The following is a 19,420-nucleotide window of genomic DNA, read 5'->3' on the forward strand; positions in this document are numbered from 1 at the left end:
GACTAAAACTATACCACTAAAGTGGCATCATTTGAACCGTAATAGCTGGCACCATCCGACCGAAATGACTGGCACAAATCAAACCGTAATATCCAGACAGCTGATCTAATGCTGCTATAACAGCACTATCGTCTTTCTTACTAACATAGTAATATTGTGAACGGCACATACCTGTCAAGTTACAGGCGCCGGTTACACTCAAACCGTGCTCTAGGACAATCTCCTGAGTTAACTGTTTTTGTTGCCGGAGCCCCAACCTTTTTTTGTGATGACTTCTTTTAGGATATCATGGTTCATACTCAGTTCGGAAAACATCTTTTTTAAGCGTGCATTTTCTTCCTCAAGTTCCTTCAGGCGCTTGACATCTGATGCTTCCATACCACCGTAACGGCTTTTCCAGTTATAAAAGGTGGCTTTGCTAATCTCAAGCTCTCGGTAGATGTCATCGATCTTTCGACCTTCTTCTCCCTCTTTGAGTGCTCGAACAATCTGGGTTTCTGTAAAACGTGTCTTTTTCATCGTATTACTTAAATCTAAATATTTATGTCCAGTTTTAAGCTGTTGGATTTTTTGGGACACTTACATGGATATAAGATTCTATGTGATGAAGTAATCCGCTTCCATTTCATTGTCAATTATTATAACACATAAAGAGTCACGAACCAACTTTTCTCGTCAAACTCAATTTTCACCCATCCAAAACAATGGAATTACTCGACAAACTGGAAAAACAAAAAAAAATGCCCTTAAAACCTATGAAACAAAGAAATAGGGTAAAACAGGTAGTTCATAATGGTCAAACACGAGTTTGACGAGAATATTTTTTCCGAGTGGATAGTAGGCAGATTTTAGTGAAAAATATTAGCCACTAAACAATAAAAATTATGGAACTATCTAATTCAGAAATTCAACAATTTTTAAAAATCGAAAAGGAAATTATCGGAAGTGCGGATTATTCAAATAGCACAGGTAAAGAAATTTTTGACGAGACAGATGAAACTGGTACAGTCACAATGACAACTTCCTATTCATAAATGATTATTTATTGAAATTTAACATGATGGAGAATGGTTTTTCATGTATACTTATTGAAGATGAAGCATTAGCGATTGAGATGCTACAAGACTATATTAGTCGTAGGAATGATCTAATCCTTATGGGAACTGCTATAGAGCAATCAGAAATCCAAAGTCTACTGAGAATTTATTCTCCTACAATCATTTTCCTTGATTTAGTTATACCTTATGGAGATAAAAATGATTTCAATTATTCAAAATTTCCAGAGTCCTCAATTTTTGTTATAATTTCTGCTACACCAATAAGCCACTATAATGGAGAAATTCCCAATGGGGAAATATATGAACTATTGAAGCCGATTTCTTTCGAAGATTTCAATAAATGTATAGACAAAATTTTAAAAAATATTAAGGTAACTAATGTATAGGCTTGTTAAACCTGCAGATTTCTTTATAATTAGAAACCCAAGATTGCCAATTAGCTTTTTCGATAGAGTGAATAATTGCAAGACTGAATTGGAATTTTGGGATTTTATCGTTGAATTTTTCAAAGATCCACAGTTGCTTGATGCAATTGCTATAGCCAGTCAAGACCTTTTCAATCTATTAGAAACATTATTAAATAAACCCTTTACACAGGAAACTAGGAATATATTGCCGTCAATATATAAATACATCAGTAGAATGTCTAACCGCCCTACTCCATTTGGAAAGTTTTCATCTATTTCTATTGGGAATATTTCAAATGTAAATACCAAACTTGTTTTAAACAACAAGTTTCTTTCTAAATACCGCTTGGATTATGCGAGCCAGGAAATAATAAATAAACAGTTATTAAACGATGAAATTACGATTGAGAATATAATCTTTTATCCAAATTCAACGCTTTTCAATAATGGTGACAACTTCTCATACATCGAATATACAGAGCATTTTTCTGATAGAAAATTTAACTGGTCTAGGATTAACTCAAACATTTTAATTAAAACAGTTATTTCCAATGCCAGCAAAGGGCAAACAATCAAACAAATAATAAATTTTATCGGACAGTTTGGGGTAACAGAAATTCAAGCTAGAAAATTCATATTTGAGCTAATCGAGCATAAAATTCTCATACCAGAAACTGATCCTATTACTACAGTTGATAGCTTAGATAATTTTTTCAATAGAGCCCTTAATATATCTAAGGGAACAAATTTTTATAATAGTATTATTGAACTTTCTGAAATTTTAGCTAACAGTGAGTCAGACGGAATCAGCTCATCGAAATGTATTATCAAGGAAGCTTTTTCGAGTTTATTTCACAAAGATCCCAAAAATTTGTTCCAAGTGGATTCAATGAGAAAAATGACCGAAGGCAATCTAAATGATATTGAAATTTCAATTATAATACGCGAGATATTCGAATTAATACATTTAAATCATAATAAAAAAGCTGACGATCTACAACTTTTCACAAAGAAATTTTACTTACGATATGGAGATCAGGAAATCCCCTTGATGGAGGCATTAGATTTTGAACAAGGTATTGGATATGGTACTCAAACCTCAATTTTAGAAAGAGAACTCCCACTGCTAAATGGACTAACTGGCAGTCAAACAAACAATATCCCCGATTATTCTGAATTTGTTGAATCAATTGTAGAAAAGTATTCTGAAAAGCCAGATTATAGTAAAGGTTCAATAGAACTGAAAGAAAAAGACTTTGAGATATTTGGGACAAAGAATAATTCAGAAAAAAACAAGTTACCCCTTGGCTTATATATATTCGGAAACCTATTAGAAACAAAATCTGATATTAAGGATTTCAGATTTCATTTAAAAGGTTGTGGAGGCTCATCGTCGTTACCGTTGCTCACCCGTTTTTCATATCTTGATGAGACACTGAAGACTAAACTTTTAAAGCTTGCACGAGAAGAACAAAACCAATTAAATGAAACTATTCTGGCAGAGATTGTATTTTATCCTAAATCCAATGCCGGAAACATTCTTGCAAGGCCAAGTTTATACGAATATGAAATTCCTATTATTGGTCAAGCTGCCGTTGATAAGGATCATACAATACCATTAAGTGATATATATTTAAAAGTAGTAAACGGAAAGGTAATTTTAAGGTCAAAAAATCTAAATAAATGTATACTTCCTAGACTCAGCAGCGCGCATAACTTCCATTATGGAATGACTATTTATAGATTTTTATGTGATGTTCAACAACAAGAAAATTCCATTAAGATTTCTTGGGATTGGCATCCAAACACAAGAAAAAATTTCTTTCCCAGAATATGCTATAAGCATCTTATTCTTTCCCGTGCCGAATGGCATATCCCACATATAGAATTTAGGACTTTGAATCTTAAGGATGCTAATGAAAAAATCGAATATTTTATAAAAAAATACCAGCTCCCTACAAAAGTTTTAATCGCCAATGGAGACAATGAAGTTTTAATTGATCTAGGTAACGAAATTGGGAAACAGATCTTTTTAAAAGAATTGAATCATAAGGGTCTAAGGCTAATCGAAAATATTTATGATGAATTTAGTAGCCCAGTTATTAATTCTGACGGCGAAGTATTGTCCAATGAAGTGATTATTCCAATTATTGGAAATTCCACTAGAGGTTCCTCTTCCCTGCCTATTCAGTCCGAAAGTAATATTAAGCGAACATTTGTTCCGGGAAGCGAATGGCTATATCTCAAAATTTATTGTGGTGAAAGAGAAAGCGATAGGATCATTCAAGAAGAATTGCAACGGATAGTTCAAGGGCTAAAGCAACATGATAAAATTCAAAAATGGTTTTATATCAGATATGCCGATCCAGAACCGCATCTGCGCGTACGATTTCAATTAAATGGAGAATTGGAAAGTACATTTTTAATAGTCTCGAAAAGTATCAACAATATCTTGGAGCCATTAATTAAAAGTCGCCGCATTTCAAAGTTCATTCTTGATACTTATGAGCGGGAACTTGAACGTTATGGTTTCTCAAACATTGAAAATTGCGAATCTATATTCCACTTAGAGAGTGAAACGATTACCAAATTATTACCCTATATTAAACGTGAAGGTGAAAGCCTTAGATGGAAGCTGGCATTAGGAATGACGAAGAATCTTCTTTCAGCATTCAATTATACAATTGCTGAACAAATATCATTGCTTAATTTATGGAGAGACAGTTTTCTTAAGGAATTTGACACTGTACCAAAATTAAAGTACAAACTGGATAAAAATTTCCGGGAAAAGAAGGATGAAATCTCTTCATTTATGAAAATAGAAAACACTAATTATTGCTCGATACTCAATGAATATAAGGCCCAAATGACTTTAGTCGCAGAAAAATGCAATAAGAATAAAGATTTTCAAATGATGAACGTGAGAATAATTGGCTCTCTAACACACATGCTTTTGAATAGAATTTTCTTCACCAAACAAAAAGAACAGGAAATGGTAATTTACCATTTCCTTGTTAAGATCTTAAATTGTGAGTTCAAGAGAACTGAATGTTAAAAAGCAATTAACCTCCCGTTAATCCTAAACGTTTAAACAATTCAGCTTTATATTGACCACCAATTGGCACATCTTCCAAACTGCCCTTCATTTTTATTATATTACCTTCAACTTGCTTAGCATAATCTAGATTAATGATGTAAGATTTGTGTACTCGGATAAACTGCTTTGCATTGACCAAGGATTCTTCCATTTCCATTAGTTTTTTCCACACATGGTACGTTTTTTCCAATGTTTCAACCCATACGTAATCCTTATCTGCCTTGATTGAATATACTTCATCGTAAGGTGTAATGATAATATTTGACCTATCTTTAATTATAAGAAAGTTCAGTTCCGGTTTGCGTTCCTTCTCCAAGTTTAAGTACGCCTGGGCTTTTTCTATAGTCTGCAAAAGACGATCTACGCCAAATGGCTTAAGTATATAATCTAGGACATTTAATTGATATCCTTCAATAGCATGTGATGGATCACCAGTAACAAATACAAATAAAGGAGGATTTTTAAGGCTTTTAAGAAAATTAACACCGTCCAAATCAGGCATTTGAATATCACAGAATACCAGATTTATTTCTTTTGATCTTAACACTTTCATTGCATCAAATGCATTATTAAATACTCCCACAATTTCTATATCGGGAATTTTCTCTAAATGAGACACGAGTATTTCCTGTGCCAGTTGTTCATCATCAATTACAATACATTTAATCATTTTTCAAGATTTATTACAATTCAATTTCAAGTACTACAGTGTAACTATTCAAATTATCTAATATGTCTAATTTATATCTATCCATATATCGAAGTTCCAGTCTCCTATTAACATTTTTCAATCCAATGCCACCTTTTGGTGGTTCAATACTGCTTTTATTTACTCCATTAGCAACTACGAATTTCAATACACCGGCATCAATTGTTAATGAAACATCAATCCATGCATCTGCTCTGCTTCTTTCTGGCCCATGTTTGATGGCATTTTCGATAAAAGGCAATAACATTAATGGGACTATTCGATAAGGTTCCTTTATCTTTTCTATATTAAAATTCAGATTTATGTTATTACCAAATCTGATCTGGATAAGGTCCAGATAATCATTTAAAAACTGAATTTCTTTTGCGATGAATATTTTATCATCATTGGTCTGATAAAGCAAATACCGTAACATATTAGACAGTTTCATTATGGTATTAGGAGTACTGGGTTCTCCTTTTTCAGCCAGCCTATATATGCTATTTAACGTATTAAATAAAAAATGGGGAGAGATCTGAGATTTAAGAATTTCTAGTTCCATCTTAAGGTTATCTCGTTCCAGATTTGCTTTATCTAATTCAAGATTAGTAGTCTTTAATTCTAAATTTGCTTTTTCAAGTTCGAGTTCTGCCTGGTTCTTTTCTAATAAGAGCATCTTGTTGCCTTGAACAATAAGATGCTTAACCAATTTTGGTGTTAATGGTAGGGATACAAGGGTTAAAAAATCAGGAAATGCACCAGGAAATTTTTTAAGTCGATAAATACCGAAATATCCATCACTGGTAAAAAATTTCACATACTTATAAATGCCACTACCTTCCTTTAATTCAAAATCAGTAAGAAAGTCACATGCAAAATAAGTAATATTTAACCACCAGATATATGATAGGATTATAAATATTATGAGGGGAAGTACTTTTCTTTTTTCTATCCATTTTGAAATAAGCCAAATACCGGAATAGAACAAGGATGTAGTGACAAAAAGTTCTTTTGCTACTAAAATCCAGATATAGCTCCCTCCTAGCCTTCTATAAGTAAAATAATACGTAAAAAAGACCAACATCCAAAAAATTATATGCACGATCACCCTTACGAAAGGCGTATACCATTTCCCCCAAATAACTTCACTTCTCATGTAATATTGGTTTACTTACTAATATCTTTTTATTCAATATGTAGTCAAAAATTTACTAAATATAATAAAGAAAGATCTTAAAGAAAGATAATCGATACATAACATGACACAAGAATAATTTTCGCAAAAACTAACAACCTCTAAATAAAGGAATTAAAAAAAATATTCGGCTTTTTTGGTAAGCTTAGAGATATCAAATCATTACATTTCAAAATATTGTGGTATTTCAAAAGTTTGTCAAGGTCAAATTGCTGTTCGACGAGAATATTTAACATTAAGGTTTAATAAACATATTTTGATTAGTTATAAATTTTAGTCAGAACTATACCTCACTGATCAATGACCTCTCCCGATATTTAGGCGTCTTCTAAAGTAGAAAATTCTGCTGTTTTGTTTTTTTTTTATAAACATTTCAGGAGTCAAATCCCCTAAAAAGCTGTGGAGTTTGAAGGTGTTGTACTCTTCCATCCAGATTTCAATTTTTTCCTTCGCATCTTCCAATGACAGAAACCAATGCGCATTTAGGCACTCGTCCCGAAAACTTCCAATGAATGACTTAATATACGGATTATCTGTTGGTTTTCCTGCCTGGAGAAAACTAATTCCACCTGATGTTCATAAGCCCATCTATCGACCTCCTTGGAAATAAATTATTCACCTGTGTTTGCTTTATTTGGTGTTCATGATTGCTCCGCAATTCCGATCCGTTATCCACTTGGATTTTTCTGGGTATTGCCTGTTGGAATAGTCGGAGCTCTTCCAAAACAGAAACAACGTCACTTCCTTTAAGCCCCTGTCCAACCTCAATAGCCATGCATTTACGGCTATAGTTATCCACTATAGTTAAGCAGCGGATTTTCCTGCCATCGAACAGCGCATCAGCGACAAAGTCCATACTCCAGCAGTCATGTAAATTGGAAAAACCGGTCTCTCGGATCGATGAGCAGCGGCACGGCAGCGTCTGGGCCTTTTCATCCGTAGATTTAAGCCTTCTTCTTTATAAATTCGATAAATCCGTTTTGGATTATCCCGCCAGCCTTCACGTTTCGATAGAACAACAATGCGTTCTATGGCGTAACGCACGCGTGTTTCAGCAATGCTTTTTATGCGAAGGCGTAATGGACTGTCATCTGGTCTTTGGTGTTTATAATACCAAACTGAGGTGCTCAGCAGAGATATCTCGCACGCTCTGCGTAGGGAAATTCGATAATCAGAAATGAGTCCGGTAACCATGCTTCTACGCTGCGAAGGCTTTAAAACTTTTTTTTAATACATCCTGGAGCATCCGTTTGTCCTAAGATCGGCCACGAGCTTTTTCAGCTGTGCATTTTCTTCTTCCAATTGCCGGAGCTTACGCAGCTCCGATACCCCCAAGCCACCGTATTTCTTATTCCGGTTGTAGAAGGTAGCTTCGCTGATACCCATTTTTCTGCAGACTTTTTCCACACGGGTACCTGTCTCGGACTGTTTGATCGCAAAGGCGATCTGTGCTTCGGTAAACTTTGATTTTTTCATCGTTTTTCCTACCTTTTAAAATTAGTAATTCAAGTCCGAATTCCCTACTTTTAAATACTCCAGTTTTTTGGGGAGAGGTCAATTCTATTTGGTTTCATTTTGATTTTTAAAGGTTCAGTTATCGCAGTAAGTATATATTTTATTAAAAACAATCTAAAATATTCTCGACGAACTCAGAGTTGAACTATATCAAAGTAGTTTTTTACTCGATCAAAGATTTACCAAACACAGAGAATGCCTTTAGGTGTAGCATTATTTAGACAAAAATCGTTTAAATAATTACTAATCAAACGAGAAAAAAAATGAGAAATTCATTCAAATTACTTCTTTTATCAGTATTTTTTATTTTTAACGAATCTTGTAAAGAAAATGAAATTGAGCCTCCTATTATAGACCCTCCAATGTATAGTAACCAATATACATGGAAAGAAACTGCTATAAAAAAGGGAAATGAAGATTGGAAAGAACTTCCAAATGGTAATATTCTTCGCCTTTATACTGATTATAAAGTAGATGCAGATACTATGTTTGGAGCTTATGAATATAATGGCATAAATGCAAATATTGAGATAAATACTCCACCATCAATATACAAAGGATTTATTAAAAAGAAGGATTCACTATTTTTAAAAATACCAAATGAAAAAGGACAGGAAAACTCTTATGTTTCCTTGAATTGTGAAATTCTGAATAACTCCGAAATGATTATTAGGAATGGAAAAAGTGATCCTGTGGTAAGTATCAAATACAAAAGATAAAAAGAAACCCGTATGGAAAATACGGGTTTCTTTTATTATAAATTTGTGTGATTATTTGTTAACCTACAACAATTTGGAGGATTAGGATTGCCATTATTCAAATATGCTTGCAAACTCGATCGTTCTTGAGCAGTCATTACAGTATTATCAGATTTATAAACAGTTGGAGCCAATTCTCTATAAACGTCTGATCTGGCTATATATGGTAAATAGAAATAGTTAGCATACGACCTATCCAAATCTGATAGCGCAGTTCTATTAACAGGATAAGTCCCCCCTGCATTTAATGTAATCACAGGAAAATTAGCATCTTTAGCGAAATCGGTCATACCATACATCATAATTGAATTTAGATCAACACTACTTCCAAACATAAAATAATTCCCTGTTCGCTTATCAAAATTCGTTTTATAATCATCTCCAGTTAGCCTACATCTATCAGGATGGACAGTAATGGTATTGTCGCGATCAGGTCTAGTATGCTCGTGGTATAAACCAATGGCATGCATAATTTCGTGCGCCACAACACCCATAGGAACTGAAAAAGGAGGCAAAAAAGGCCCCATTGATTCATCCTGCTGAAGGCTTAACCATTGACCAGCATCTCCCCGACCCTGTGTCGCTGGATTCTTAATTGCATCCCATCTCCCAACAGTTGACCAATTTCCTTCTGCATTCCAAGCACTAGGATTAGTAGAAGTACCATGAAAGAATTCGATGTAGGGATAATAAAATCCCCATTGAGAATCATACGTAGGCTGGCCTGTTGCATTGTAAAACCTTATATTTGTTGTTGATTCAATGTGTTGAATGGCGGCACTAATGGCTAACCTTGCTCCAGCGCTGACATTGGAATTTACAGTATATCTTACCATAGCCCACATTCTATTTTCATTTGGGTGAACACCAACACTTTTGGTATTGGGATTTGTTTTAAATAATCTACCCGAAGATGACGGTGACGCGTTTTGATAAGGTTGATCCAAATCTTCTTTGGCAACCGCTTCAAAAGAATTATTCGTTTTTATCAATTCAAATTGACTAGGTGTCAGTAAGATGTCACCTTCTATAAAGTAATTCTCACCACGCTTTTCAACCGTTGCCCCAGACTCTAGGGTAATAAATTCACCTTTAGCCTTTTTCGCTATTTCTTGAATATGTTTCGGTTGGTCAGCTATCTTGTCCTTACTGCAAGATAAAAGTAAAGCTATCATCAATAATGATAGAGTTTTCAAATTAAGGGTTTTCCTAATCATAATAGTGTTTATTAAGGTTAAAAAATAATCAGACATTTAATACCGAGATATTTCACCCAGAATTTCATCGAAAACTTCTTAGAAGTTCCAAATTGATAAGCGATTATCAAAGTACTTTTACAGAATAATAATATTGAAACATTTACGATCCACAAAATTTTCTCGACCAACTTGATTTTGACCCATATAACTTTAAGAAAATCCTAGACAAAATAATCCCCTTTTATACTTTCTGAAATACAAAATCATTTACAAAAACTAATAAATAATCAAATAATTAATAACTGTAGCATTTCGCTAATTCAAAACGTATTATTGACAATCAATACACTATAATTATGAGAACGATAATATTATTTTTAGCGGTCATTTCCATAGTACTATATTCTTGCGACAAAAACGGGAATCCTTTACCTAGTTCAAATAAACTGGAAATACAGAAAGATGGAATTACTTACGTAGATGCAAGAGCTCTAATTCTCCCACCCGGTGCACCTAATAGTCCATTTCTAAGATACACTCCCCCACCAACGGAATCATATCAGCAGTATAAGGAAAACGTCACATTATCTGCTTCTCCATATACGAAAGGTGAAAATCCAAAAGGATTTGACATTACCATCTATTGTCCTGTAAACGGAGGAGTTGTTTTAAACAAGAAATATGAAATAAAGCCAAATGCTGGAAAAGAAAGAATCCAAATTGAAAAGGGAAACATATATTTTGATGATTTTGACAATGCATTTATTAGATACTCTGATAATGATAAGATCTATTATTATGGAACAGGTTACATCATGTTCACACATTTTGATGATGGAGGCAGCCCAAGCAATACTAAGGGTTCTGGAATAATAGATTTTTCTATCCCAAATGAAAATGGAGGTAGAACATCTTTGAAGGGAACTTTTACTTTATAAAGATCTCTGGATTAGATCTTCTCTTAAAAGGTCATCCACCAAAGAGAAGATCTAAAGAGCTAAAATAACACATTAGTACCACTATCTTTATACCAATTAAGGGTCCGATAATAGTTTAAATAAAAATCCTCAGATTCTGGAATAAAACAAGTCAGTCCAGAAAAAGCCTTAATTGGCTTTCCCAAAAATTGGTCTGTAGCGTTTTTATAAATAATCGTTTTCTCAAGCTGCGTTTTAATTGGACCAAGCTCCGAAAGAGGAAAATTGACCTCCAAATAATTTACAAAATCAAAAGTTGGTACAGGAAAATCCTCCGTATAATCTAATCTTTGGACATTGGTCCTTACTGGTATACCAACCGACTTATTTTTTAAATATAAATCTGCACATAAACTTGAAAGTTTAGAAAGTTCTTTTGTATTAAGCAATGTAACAGATGCAGATTGCATTTGACCTGTATAAGAACTATAGTGTTCAAAATACTGATGTGCAACATTTATTAAATCAGGCTCCTTATAGGCAAGATAAGGTAACACTTTTCTATAAGGAAAGCCACTTGCTAATACTTCTGTTGGAGATGCAATAATGTATTTCGTCTTTTCCTTAAATTCCCAAAGAACTTCTATACTTGCCATGTTGCAGGCGTCAAATATAATGTATTCGAATCCTGATGGAATTGAATTTTTCAAATTAATAATATCCATCTGTTTTCCTTGATCTTCTCCAAAGGACCGTGTTTCTATCCGTTTTGAAATAGGTGGTGCCCATGAGGTCGCATGAGACCACAAAATTAAACCATAACTTTCTGCAGGGAATAATTCCTTGCTATCATTGATTGCCATATTCAATTGTTGTGAACTACTATTTGAAATGGTATACTTCTTTATTGTATCACTAGCTATTACTTTTAAGTCCTCATCAAATTTCACTCGAAGAAGAATTGCTTTATCATTACTTGAACGGAGGTAAACTAAAACAGCAGCGTTTTTAAAAGAATTAGCTGCTATTTCCATATCATTAATATTATCAAGCGCGTATTGTCTTAAATTATTGTTAGCCTCCATGACGACAATAATCGTATGATCGTATTTAATTTTTGGAGGTTCAACAGGATCATCTTTTTTACACGAAAAGAAAAGAAACACAAATATTATAGAACTTAGTATAAATCTCATGTTTAACCGTATTAAAAAGGAGCCGATTTAGTTCGACTCCTTAATTTAAATTATTTAGCCTCTTGTTTAATGGAAATCTTACGAAAACCATTGCCATTATGGATTGTAAAATCCAAAGTTCTTAATTCATTCTTTTCATTGCTCCCAATAGAAATCTGAATTCTTTTATTATCTAATTTTTCGATCGAAAACCACTCACCCTTAATAAGGTAAATATTATCGACACCGGCCGGAGACTTTTTAGTTTCCGTTTCAATGGACTTGTCATTTAATACTAATTGTTTCCCATCAACTGTTAAATCCAAGAATTGCCATTCAACATTATTTTTTGATACAAATGTTGAATCAAGTCCTTCCTTCTTTACGATAAAAGGTCCAGAACTAAAATCAGGGGCATGGGCATATCCTATTTTATCCTCACAAGAAATTATTGCAAGAACAAAAGTGACCATGATAAATAAACAGGATAGAATCGAAGTGTTTTTCATTTTTTAATATTTATTTATAAATGCAATAGAATTCCCAATCATGGGGAAAGCTACTTGGTGCATCAGCTGTAAAATGCGGTGATGAAAGAACAGTAAGATAGTAACCATTTAAATTACCATTCCCTGGACCCCAGCCATAATTAACATGAATAAGATCAGATCCATTAGAATATAATCGGTACCCATCAGAGATATATGCATGTCCGTCACCTCTTGGAATTCCTAGAAACGGCTTTTTAGTCCTTGAGCTAATAATGATAATCCCATTTGAATAATTTTTTAGCGTGCTTCTGATATTGGCTTTGTTGGTATTGACGTTCATCAAACCAAAGTTACTGAATAATTTTACTCCATCGGATGTTTTAGCCCCACTACCGGAAGCATCATAATCCATACCGACAGCAGCCCCGATTTGTCTCACAAACTGGCCAAAAATATCTGCTTGACTTGGAAATAAATTTCTGAATGTAAAATCCCTAAATTGAATCAGATCATTATAGTTCAGATTTACACCATTGAACGAACCAACATATCTAGTTACAGTGAAGGCCTGTGCAACCGCTATTGCTACACATCCGGCAGGATAATTACTAGGGGTATATCTATTGAACGGATCTTGGGATTGACTCCATTCGACACGCACCTTAGGAAGAACTTCATCGACTAAGGTAACAGGGACATATCCGCCGCCGCCACCACCTCCACTACCGTCATCTCGTATTTCCGGTTGATCAATACTAAAAGATTGCGGTATAGTCTACTGCTGACAATATAAATGAAAGTGCGCCCAAATTATTATCCGTATTTTGAAGTACATTTTGGAATGAAAAGTCCCCTTCATCAAAAATAGCAAGTACCGGTTCACACTGTGTATTTCTCGATACAATCATACCTCCCTTTTCACCGGAAAAATCAACATAATATAATAATGTATCTCCACTGGAACTACTCTTGGTTTTAGCATAAGATAGACCAGTAGAATTCAGCATATCTGATGTCAGAGCCTGTACCTCATTAATCGTCGGTTTAACTTCCGTATTGGATTTTGTACTTGCCTTAGACTTTGCACCTCCAGTATAATATTGAAGTGCAATGCTCTTTGCATCAGCGATTGTTCTAATATTTTGTTTCCCAACTTTTTCTAAATTAGGAGAAACGTTTTCTTTTTGACAAGAAATAAAAAACAATATTCCAGCTATGCTGAATACGTTTAAAAATTTTGGTTTAAATTTCATTAAGAATAGAAAGTGATATAATTACTATTTGAGGTATACCTTGAAATACAAAGTTCCTCCCATTGACAGAGAGGAACTTTGTTCAATTTTATTAAAAAGGTTGCTGAGTAATAATATAAGCATCACCTGGATAAGGTGCATAATTATTTAGATAATCTTGTAATTGCTGTCTTTGGGTCGGAGTAAGCTGGACATTATTTCCATCATACACCACGTCGTCTAACTGTCTATAATTGTCGGTTCTAGCAATGTAAGGAAGATAGAAATAGTTTATAAAAGCTCTATCAGTATTTGATAGAGTTTGATTAATATTTATAGTAGAACCATCTTTTTTCCAGATACTATTACTGCCATTACTAGAGAACTCTGTTGATCCTGCTAAAGTGATAGAATTAAAATCAAACGATCCAATTGAATAGTAATTGGTAGTAATTTTATCAAAATGATATCTGTTATCCGGGTGAACGTTATTCGTATTAATGTTTACGTAAGTATCGCGATCATTTCTCTGTTGTTCATTATACATCCCCGCAACATTCATTAATGCTCTTTTAATAAAAGCAACAGTAGAACCCTCAGGTAAATAAATATTTTGTTCTCCTCCCTGAAGACCAATATAAGAAGATCCTTTTTTATTCCCTGTGGCTTTGCTTATATGCACATTAGGATATTTGAAATGATAAACTGGATCTTCGTCTAAATCATAAAGGGAATTATAGAACCTGATATTGGTTTCTGCCTGAATTTGGGATATAGCATCAGTGAGATTTTGTTTTAACTCATAATCAGCCTGTGTAACTAGTGTAAGTCCAACCTTTAACCTGATCATAGACCAGAAACGATTCTGATAAGGATGAACCCCAAAAGCTTTAGTTCCAATTGGAATTGGTTCAAACACACCGCCCTGAGATGGAATATTCTTATCAATGAGTGTAGTTTTAGAATTTTTATGTTCGCTTTCCAAAAATGGATTCCCTGTCTCTTTCCAGTTTATCAACTGCTGATCTGTATAGAGGACAGAATAAGATGCTGCTTTTTTCTCTTGGTCAGAAGTTTGTGAATCTCAGATGTCATTTTTCTGGCAGGAGACGAACAGCAACGCCAATGACATTAACTTTAAATAATTGGTAGTTTTCATTGATTTGATTAATTATTTGACTTTGTTAGTTGAATTATTATCATTTGAATAGTTCATACCCTTCACTGCTTCCACATACTTATGATATAGTTCTGGAGAAATGTGAAGTTCGCTTGCTTCCTTCTCAGATATATCCAGAACATATACTGAATTCTTTAAGATAATTCGATCTGATAACATCAGATCTGCATTAGACTGCATTTTAAAAAGAGTTTCCAAACTGTCCTGCCTTACTTCGGCACGTGACTGTGTTTTCTCCATTTCGATAGATTTAATATCTTTCCTACATCCGATGGTAATAAGTCCCAACAAGAATGCTAAAAACAAATACGTTTTGATTTTTCGTAAACTTTTCATATCAATGATTTTTGTTAAGTGTTGTTCGGAATTCACCTTTTATCGATAGCAACTTTTTGTTGTCCGATACTATGGGCGATGGAATTATAAGTTCTAGTATGCCTCTAACTTCCATTTTGTCCATATCAATAGATTTAATGACCATTTTCCCTGTTCCAAAGCAATTATTATTTAAATCACCATTTGCCGAAATAATAGAATATGCTTTTTGTTTATCTCTATACTTTATCTCATAATTGACAGGCATAAGGTAATCTTCACCAGGGATAGCCTCAAATAGATATTCCTTGTTTACCTGTAATTCAGTATCCAAAGGGCAATAGATCTCTAAATTGTAATACTTAGCCGCCACATCCGAATTTGCATTCTCCAGTTTAGGGAAAGTTTGAAAGATTAAATATTTATAATTTTCACGGTCATTTAGGTAATAGTAACCAAACCAAGGAAAACGTGCAGCTCCTGGAGGCGAAAAGATTGGCGTTTTATCCATATATTCAACACCGTTAACTTCACATTTGAACGTTGAAGAACTCAATTCCTCTTGTTGTTTCTCTTTTTTACATGCGATAGTCAATAAACTCATCAACACCACTATAGATTTAAAAAACATATTGTATAGTCTCATTTTTAACAAGTTAATTCGGATAATTCTCTTTATAAACAACCGTAAATGGAGTTTTTTGAATAATCTGTTCCTGATAATTTAGCAACATCAACCTATAAACCAGCACTTGGTTATTCGGAAATGCTTTTATCCTTTCGAGTTCTTCGGGAGGTAAAATATCTTTGATATATCCATTAGGTGACCAAAGGATACCTCTTTGACTTCCTTCATCGTTGACAATTACGGCTGCTAATGGATTCCACCTAGCATTAGCATACTCTCCTGTTGCATTCCTTCTTATTATTGCCATTGTGGCATTATTATACGTCACCTTGATTCCTGTTGAAGTAAAAACTTCCCCTTTATTATTTACTATCCAACTGTTAAACAGAAGATTCCACACATCATATCCAGTAATTCGAACAAAAACAGGAGCGCTCTCATTTCCATTTGCATCCCTCACTTTTAAATAGATAGTGGTATTATCATTATCTTCCGTAGTACCAAGTTTAACTTCTGGAGACTGCGAATCAAACCATTCTATAGGGCCATCTTCATTCTTAACACCCCATTGATAAACAACAATATTTTTATTCTCCATGATAAAATCGGCATACCCCGGCTCTGTATCAATACAGTTTGCTTTTATTGTATAAAAACCAGGTTTTCGAACTACATCCGCTAGCACAAAGCGAGGGGTTCCAACAGCAACTCGAGTGGTAAGTTGTGTACCACTCACATTAGCGGTAATATCAATTATTCCCTTGCCTGTAACCGTAAGAACACCAGACGAATTAATAGTAGCAATACTTGAATTTGAGGTACTCCATGTAATGCTTGCAGTCCCAGGATTAATTACAGAATATTGAGATCCTGTTTTTCCCAACCTCGGTCCTGCAATTGAATATCTTAATTGGGCTAATAACCATCTTGCTTCTTCCATTCCAAAGTCAATATGACCATTGGAAACCATATCATTATAAAAAACATTCCCACCAAACGGGGTATTTGTACTTGCTGGTTTAGTGGTAAACATTGCTGCAGTTAGGGGTTGAGTGCCAAATCCCACAGCGAGAGCACTAGAAGCTGGAAGGAAGGGAATATTAGGTGCAATTTTCACATCATATCCATACTTTACTAGAATTGGAGTTATCGCAGAACCGGAACCTTGTCCCAAATTTGCTTGGTTGTTAATTGAATATACCGAACTTGGATAGGTATCAAAAAGTAATCCGCTTGGCATATTTCTTTGAAAAGAGAAAATTGTCCGGGTAATTGGTACAGTCCAAAGAAATTTTTTAACGTATTTAATCTGAAAATCAGAAATTTTAGTGCCGACAGATATACCAGGAAGCATTTGCATTTTAACTTGTAAAGTTGTTTTACCGGGAAGAATTGTCAATAAACCAGCCCATATATCTTGCAATAAAACCCCAAGGACAATCCCATTTAGTCCAGGAGTGAAGTCTAGCAAGGGAGAATTAGCATTTACATTCGCATCAACAAAATATGGATTTATGGGATTACTCACATAACTACCATTAACGATAGAGAGCATTCTAAAAGAACCATTAGCATCTCCGTTTGGAAAACCAAGTGACGCCAATTCTTGTTGCCAATTATTATGGTCAGTATTATTTAAATTTCCTCCAAAGTCAACATAGTTTACTAACATTTGTCGCGCAGCATTGCTATGCATAACACGTTTCACCATTTGTATATAGTCGTTCGCGTCAAGCTGGTTTGTAATTGAATTTATGATTGATTTATTCTCTAAGAACGAATTGATGGCATATACACCATAAAGAACTCCCAAAGGGACATTTGCTCCAAGATGTGGTGCATCATGGCTAACATATATGGAGGTCTTATGAGCAATATTAGCTAGCTCCATTTTTTTCAGGGCGTACCGCGCAATTAGCCCACCCATACTTTGTCCCATAACAATATTAGGTTCGGTGCTATTATTCTGTTGTTTTTGTTGATTAACCCAAAGTATTACCTCCTTAAGTGTATTTGCATTGGCTTGAATGTATTCATCACTATTTACAAAATCAACATAAACTATATCATATTCATCTAGAATACGATCACCTTCATAGGTGCGTTTAAGTACTTTCATAAAACTTTCAACGCTAACGACTCCTTTACCCTTCAATTTAGTATCTGGGTCCTTTTCTACTAAAACACTAAGAACACGGGGATCAAATCCTTCCACGACAATAAGTGGTTTCTTTATTATATTATTAACTCGACAAATTGTGTACACTTCCGCCGATGTACTTACTCCATTATATGCGGCACCAACTTTTGTAGTGGCATAAGAATATGTTGAACCAATGCCAAATGCGCTAGCCGCAGTTGTTGGTAAAAGTACCTGGATATTAGAATGTGATAGCAATTGATTTCCACCTGTGAGTGTAACTCTCATTTTCACCTCTTTCCTACCCGATGATGGATAATTCGCAGTTAGGCTTCCTCCTAAAGTAATTTGCCTATAACCTCCACCATCACCTGGGTCAATCTCAATCTTTGAATAGGATAAATTTGAAAACCACACATTTGAATTCAGTTTATATGTAAGAGATCCAGCATTAAAAATACTATCATGTGGAGCAAAACCCAAAGCATATCCACTGGAATAAGGATTTTGCCAAACACCATTTTTAACATTATCGGAAACCTTACCATTTGCATAATTTATCAATTGATCATTTTTTGCATTTGCCTTTATAAAGGAATAGCGGTATGCAGCGGCACTTAACGAAACGGTAGTATTTGTTCCAGCGTTACCTTGATTTAACATGATAGTTTCAACATCTCCAAATGGAGCGGAAGAAACTGAAGCTGATTTTATAGTACGAAGGAACATTTCATAAGTTGGCCTATCTATAAAATTATCCTTATTTAAAAGAGTACCTGAATACTTATCCAAATCAACAAGTTCGAATGAAAAGTCTCTTAATAGTCCGTCTGGTACTTTAGTTTTATCTAGAGTAGAAAACATATTATTGAGGAAGTTCCTCATATCGGTATTTTCTTCAACTCCTTGAGCAAAAATTGAAGAAACGTTGAAAATCAACGTAAGCAAAAAAGCTAGGATTTTGGTCAAATTTCTTTTCATGTAGTTTTGTATTTGGCTAAACTTCTGAAAAGCTATATCATATTTTCCAAAAAAATAAATTATCTCGATCAATTCAATTTTGACCCATACGAAACACTCGATCTACACGATATCATTTTTTTAGCACATATATATTTATTAAATTATTAAAAAGGTTAACAACTCAATTATACATTATATAATAAAAAAAGCCACCATTAAATAAACTAATGGCGGCTCATTATAAAACCTAACTATGAAAGACGATTTATTTTATTGTTTCCCGTATTCAGTCAACTTAGCTAGTTTGATAGAAATTGGATGACCAATTTGTTTTTTTGAAATCTCCTTTTCATTAACTAGTAATTGCGTATCCGCCCTACCAAGTACATATTTTCTGAGCGATGTATAATGCGGAGCTTTGCTAAATGAGCAAAGAAGAAAAAAGAATACAGATGTTTGCCC

At 34.2% G+C, this 19,420-nt stretch carries 18 protein-coding genes and 1 pseudogene; 5 read left to right on the forward strand and 14 right to left on the reverse strand.

Annotated elements, in window-relative coordinates; translation table 11 throughout:
- Positions 1-228 precede the first annotated feature (228 nt).
- Complete coding sequence (locus J2X77_RS23460) at positions 229-519, reverse strand: transposase (RefSeq protein WP_209578903.1); 291 nt, start codon at positions 517-519, stop codon at positions 229-231.
- A 365-nt stretch (positions 520-884) separates the two neighbouring features.
- On the opposite strand from J2X77_RS23460, the gene J2X77_RS23465 reads away from it, so the two are divergent.
- The 3 genes from J2X77_RS23465 to J2X77_RS23475 are packed head-to-tail and all read left to right on the forward strand — an operon-like array spanning position 885 to position 4,520.
- Positions 885-1,034 (forward strand): hypothetical protein, encoded by a 150-nt coding sequence (locus J2X77_RS23465; protein ID WP_209578904.1) that lies wholly within the window; start codon positions 885-887, stop codon positions 1,032-1,034.
- Positions 1,035-1,057: 23 nt separating this feature from the next.
- Positions 1,058-1,444 (forward strand): hypothetical protein, encoded by a 387-nt coding sequence (locus J2X77_RS23470; RefSeq protein WP_310082728.1) that lies wholly within the window; start codon positions 1,058-1,060, stop codon positions 1,442-1,444.
- Complete coding sequence (locus J2X77_RS23475; protein WP_209578906.1) at positions 1,437-4,520, forward strand: lantibiotic dehydratase; 3,084 nt, start codon at positions 1,437-1,439, stop codon at positions 4,518-4,520. The genes J2X77_RS23470 and J2X77_RS23475 overlap by 8 nt, the downstream gene beginning before the upstream one ends.
- A gap of 7 nt (positions 4,521-4,527) precedes the next feature.
- On the opposite strand, the gene J2X77_RS23480 is transcribed toward J2X77_RS23475, so the two are convergent.
- From J2X77_RS23480 to J2X77_RS23490, 3 genes and pseudogenes are all read right to left on the reverse strand, one after another.
- Positions 4,528-5,232: a LytTR family DNA-binding domain-containing protein gene (locus J2X77_RS23480; RefSeq protein WP_209578907.1), complete on the reverse strand. Its 705-nt coding sequence runs from the start codon at positions 5,230-5,232 to the stop codon at positions 4,528-4,530.
- A 13-nt stretch (positions 5,233-5,245) separates the two neighbouring features.
- Positions 5,246-6,406 (reverse strand): histidine kinase, encoded by a 1,161-nt coding sequence (locus tag J2X77_RS23485; protein ID WP_310082731.1) that lies wholly within the window; start codon positions 6,404-6,406, stop codon positions 5,246-5,248.
- A gap of 336 nt (positions 6,407-6,742) precedes the next feature.
- Positions 6,743-7,921 (reverse strand): annotated as a pseudogene (locus J2X77_RS23490) (IS3 family transposase).
- 302 nt (positions 7,922-8,223) lie between these two features.
- On the opposite strand from J2X77_RS23490, the gene J2X77_RS23495 reads away from it, so the two are divergent.
- Positions 8,224-8,679: a hypothetical protein gene (locus J2X77_RS23495; protein ID WP_310082733.1), complete on the forward strand. Its 456-nt coding sequence runs from the start codon at positions 8,224-8,226 to the stop codon at positions 8,677-8,679.
- Between the two features lie 35 nt (positions 8,680-8,714).
- Here the strand turns inward: J2X77_RS23495 and J2X77_RS23500 are convergent, their stop codons facing one another.
- On the reverse strand, positions 8,715-9,971 hold the full coding sequence (locus J2X77_RS23500; RefSeq protein ID WP_310082735.1) for a M12 family metallopeptidase: 1,257 nt from the start codon (positions 9,969-9,971) through the stop codon (positions 8,715-8,717).
- Positions 9,972-10,273: 302 nt separating this feature from the next.
- On the opposite strand from J2X77_RS23500, the gene J2X77_RS23505 reads away from it, so the two are divergent.
- Positions 10,274-10,855 (forward strand): hypothetical protein, encoded by a 582-nt coding sequence (locus tag J2X77_RS23505; RefSeq protein ID WP_310082737.1) that lies wholly within the window; start codon positions 10,274-10,276, stop codon positions 10,853-10,855.
- Positions 10,856-10,914: 59 nt separating this feature from the next.
- Here J2X77_RS23505 and J2X77_RS23510 read toward each other — a convergent pair whose 3' ends face one another.
- The 9 genes from J2X77_RS23510 to J2X77_RS23550 form a co-directional block, all read right to left on the reverse strand.
- Entirely contained in the window at positions 10,915-12,030 is a 1,116-nt protein-coding gene (locus J2X77_RS23510; protein ID WP_310082738.1) for a clostripain-related cysteine peptidase, read from the reverse strand.
- 50 nt (positions 12,031-12,080) lie between these two features.
- A complete protein-coding gene (locus J2X77_RS23515; RefSeq protein ID WP_310082740.1) occupies positions 12,081-12,518 on the reverse strand; it encodes a hypothetical protein in 438 nt (145 codons plus the stop codon).
- 10 nt (positions 12,519-12,528) lie between these two features.
- Entirely contained in the window at positions 12,529-13,161 is a 633-nt protein-coding gene (locus tag J2X77_RS23520; protein WP_310082742.1) for a C10 family peptidase, read from the reverse strand.
- Between the two features lie 94 nt (positions 13,162-13,255).
- Positions 13,256-13,753: a Spi family protease inhibitor gene (locus tag J2X77_RS23525; protein ID WP_310082743.1), complete on the reverse strand. Its 498-nt coding sequence runs from the start codon at positions 13,751-13,753 to the stop codon at positions 13,256-13,258.
- 91 nt (positions 13,754-13,844) lie between these two features.
- A complete protein-coding gene (locus J2X77_RS23530; protein ID WP_310082747.1) occupies positions 13,845-14,750 on the reverse strand; it encodes a M12 family metallopeptidase in 906 nt (301 codons plus the stop codon).
- Positions 14,751-14,903: 153 nt separating this feature from the next.
- Positions 14,904-15,248: a hypothetical protein gene (locus tag J2X77_RS23535; RefSeq protein ID WP_310082749.1), complete on the reverse strand. Its 345-nt coding sequence runs from the start codon at positions 15,246-15,248 to the stop codon at positions 14,904-14,906.
- 1 nt (position 15,249) lies between these two features.
- Entirely contained in the window at positions 15,250-15,873 is a 624-nt protein-coding gene (locus J2X77_RS23540) for a hypothetical protein (RefSeq protein WP_310082751.1), read from the reverse strand.
- A 10-nt stretch (positions 15,874-15,883) separates the two neighbouring features.
- Positions 15,884-18,976 carry a hypothetical protein gene (locus tag J2X77_RS23545; protein WP_310082754.1) on the reverse strand — a complete coding sequence of 1,031 codons (3,093 nt, stop codon included), beginning with the start codon at positions 18,974-18,976 and terminating at the stop codon, positions 15,884-15,886.
- 252 nt (positions 18,977-19,228) lie between these two features.
- On the reverse strand, positions 19,229-19,420 hold a 192-nt coding region (locus tag J2X77_RS23550; protein WP_310082756.1), incomplete at its 5' end, for a hypothetical protein.

It is taken from the genome of Sphingobacterium sp. 2149 (genome assembly GCF_031455655.1).
Classification (GTDB): domain Bacteria; phylum Bacteroidota; class Bacteroidia; order Sphingobacteriales; family Sphingobacteriaceae; genus Sphingobacterium.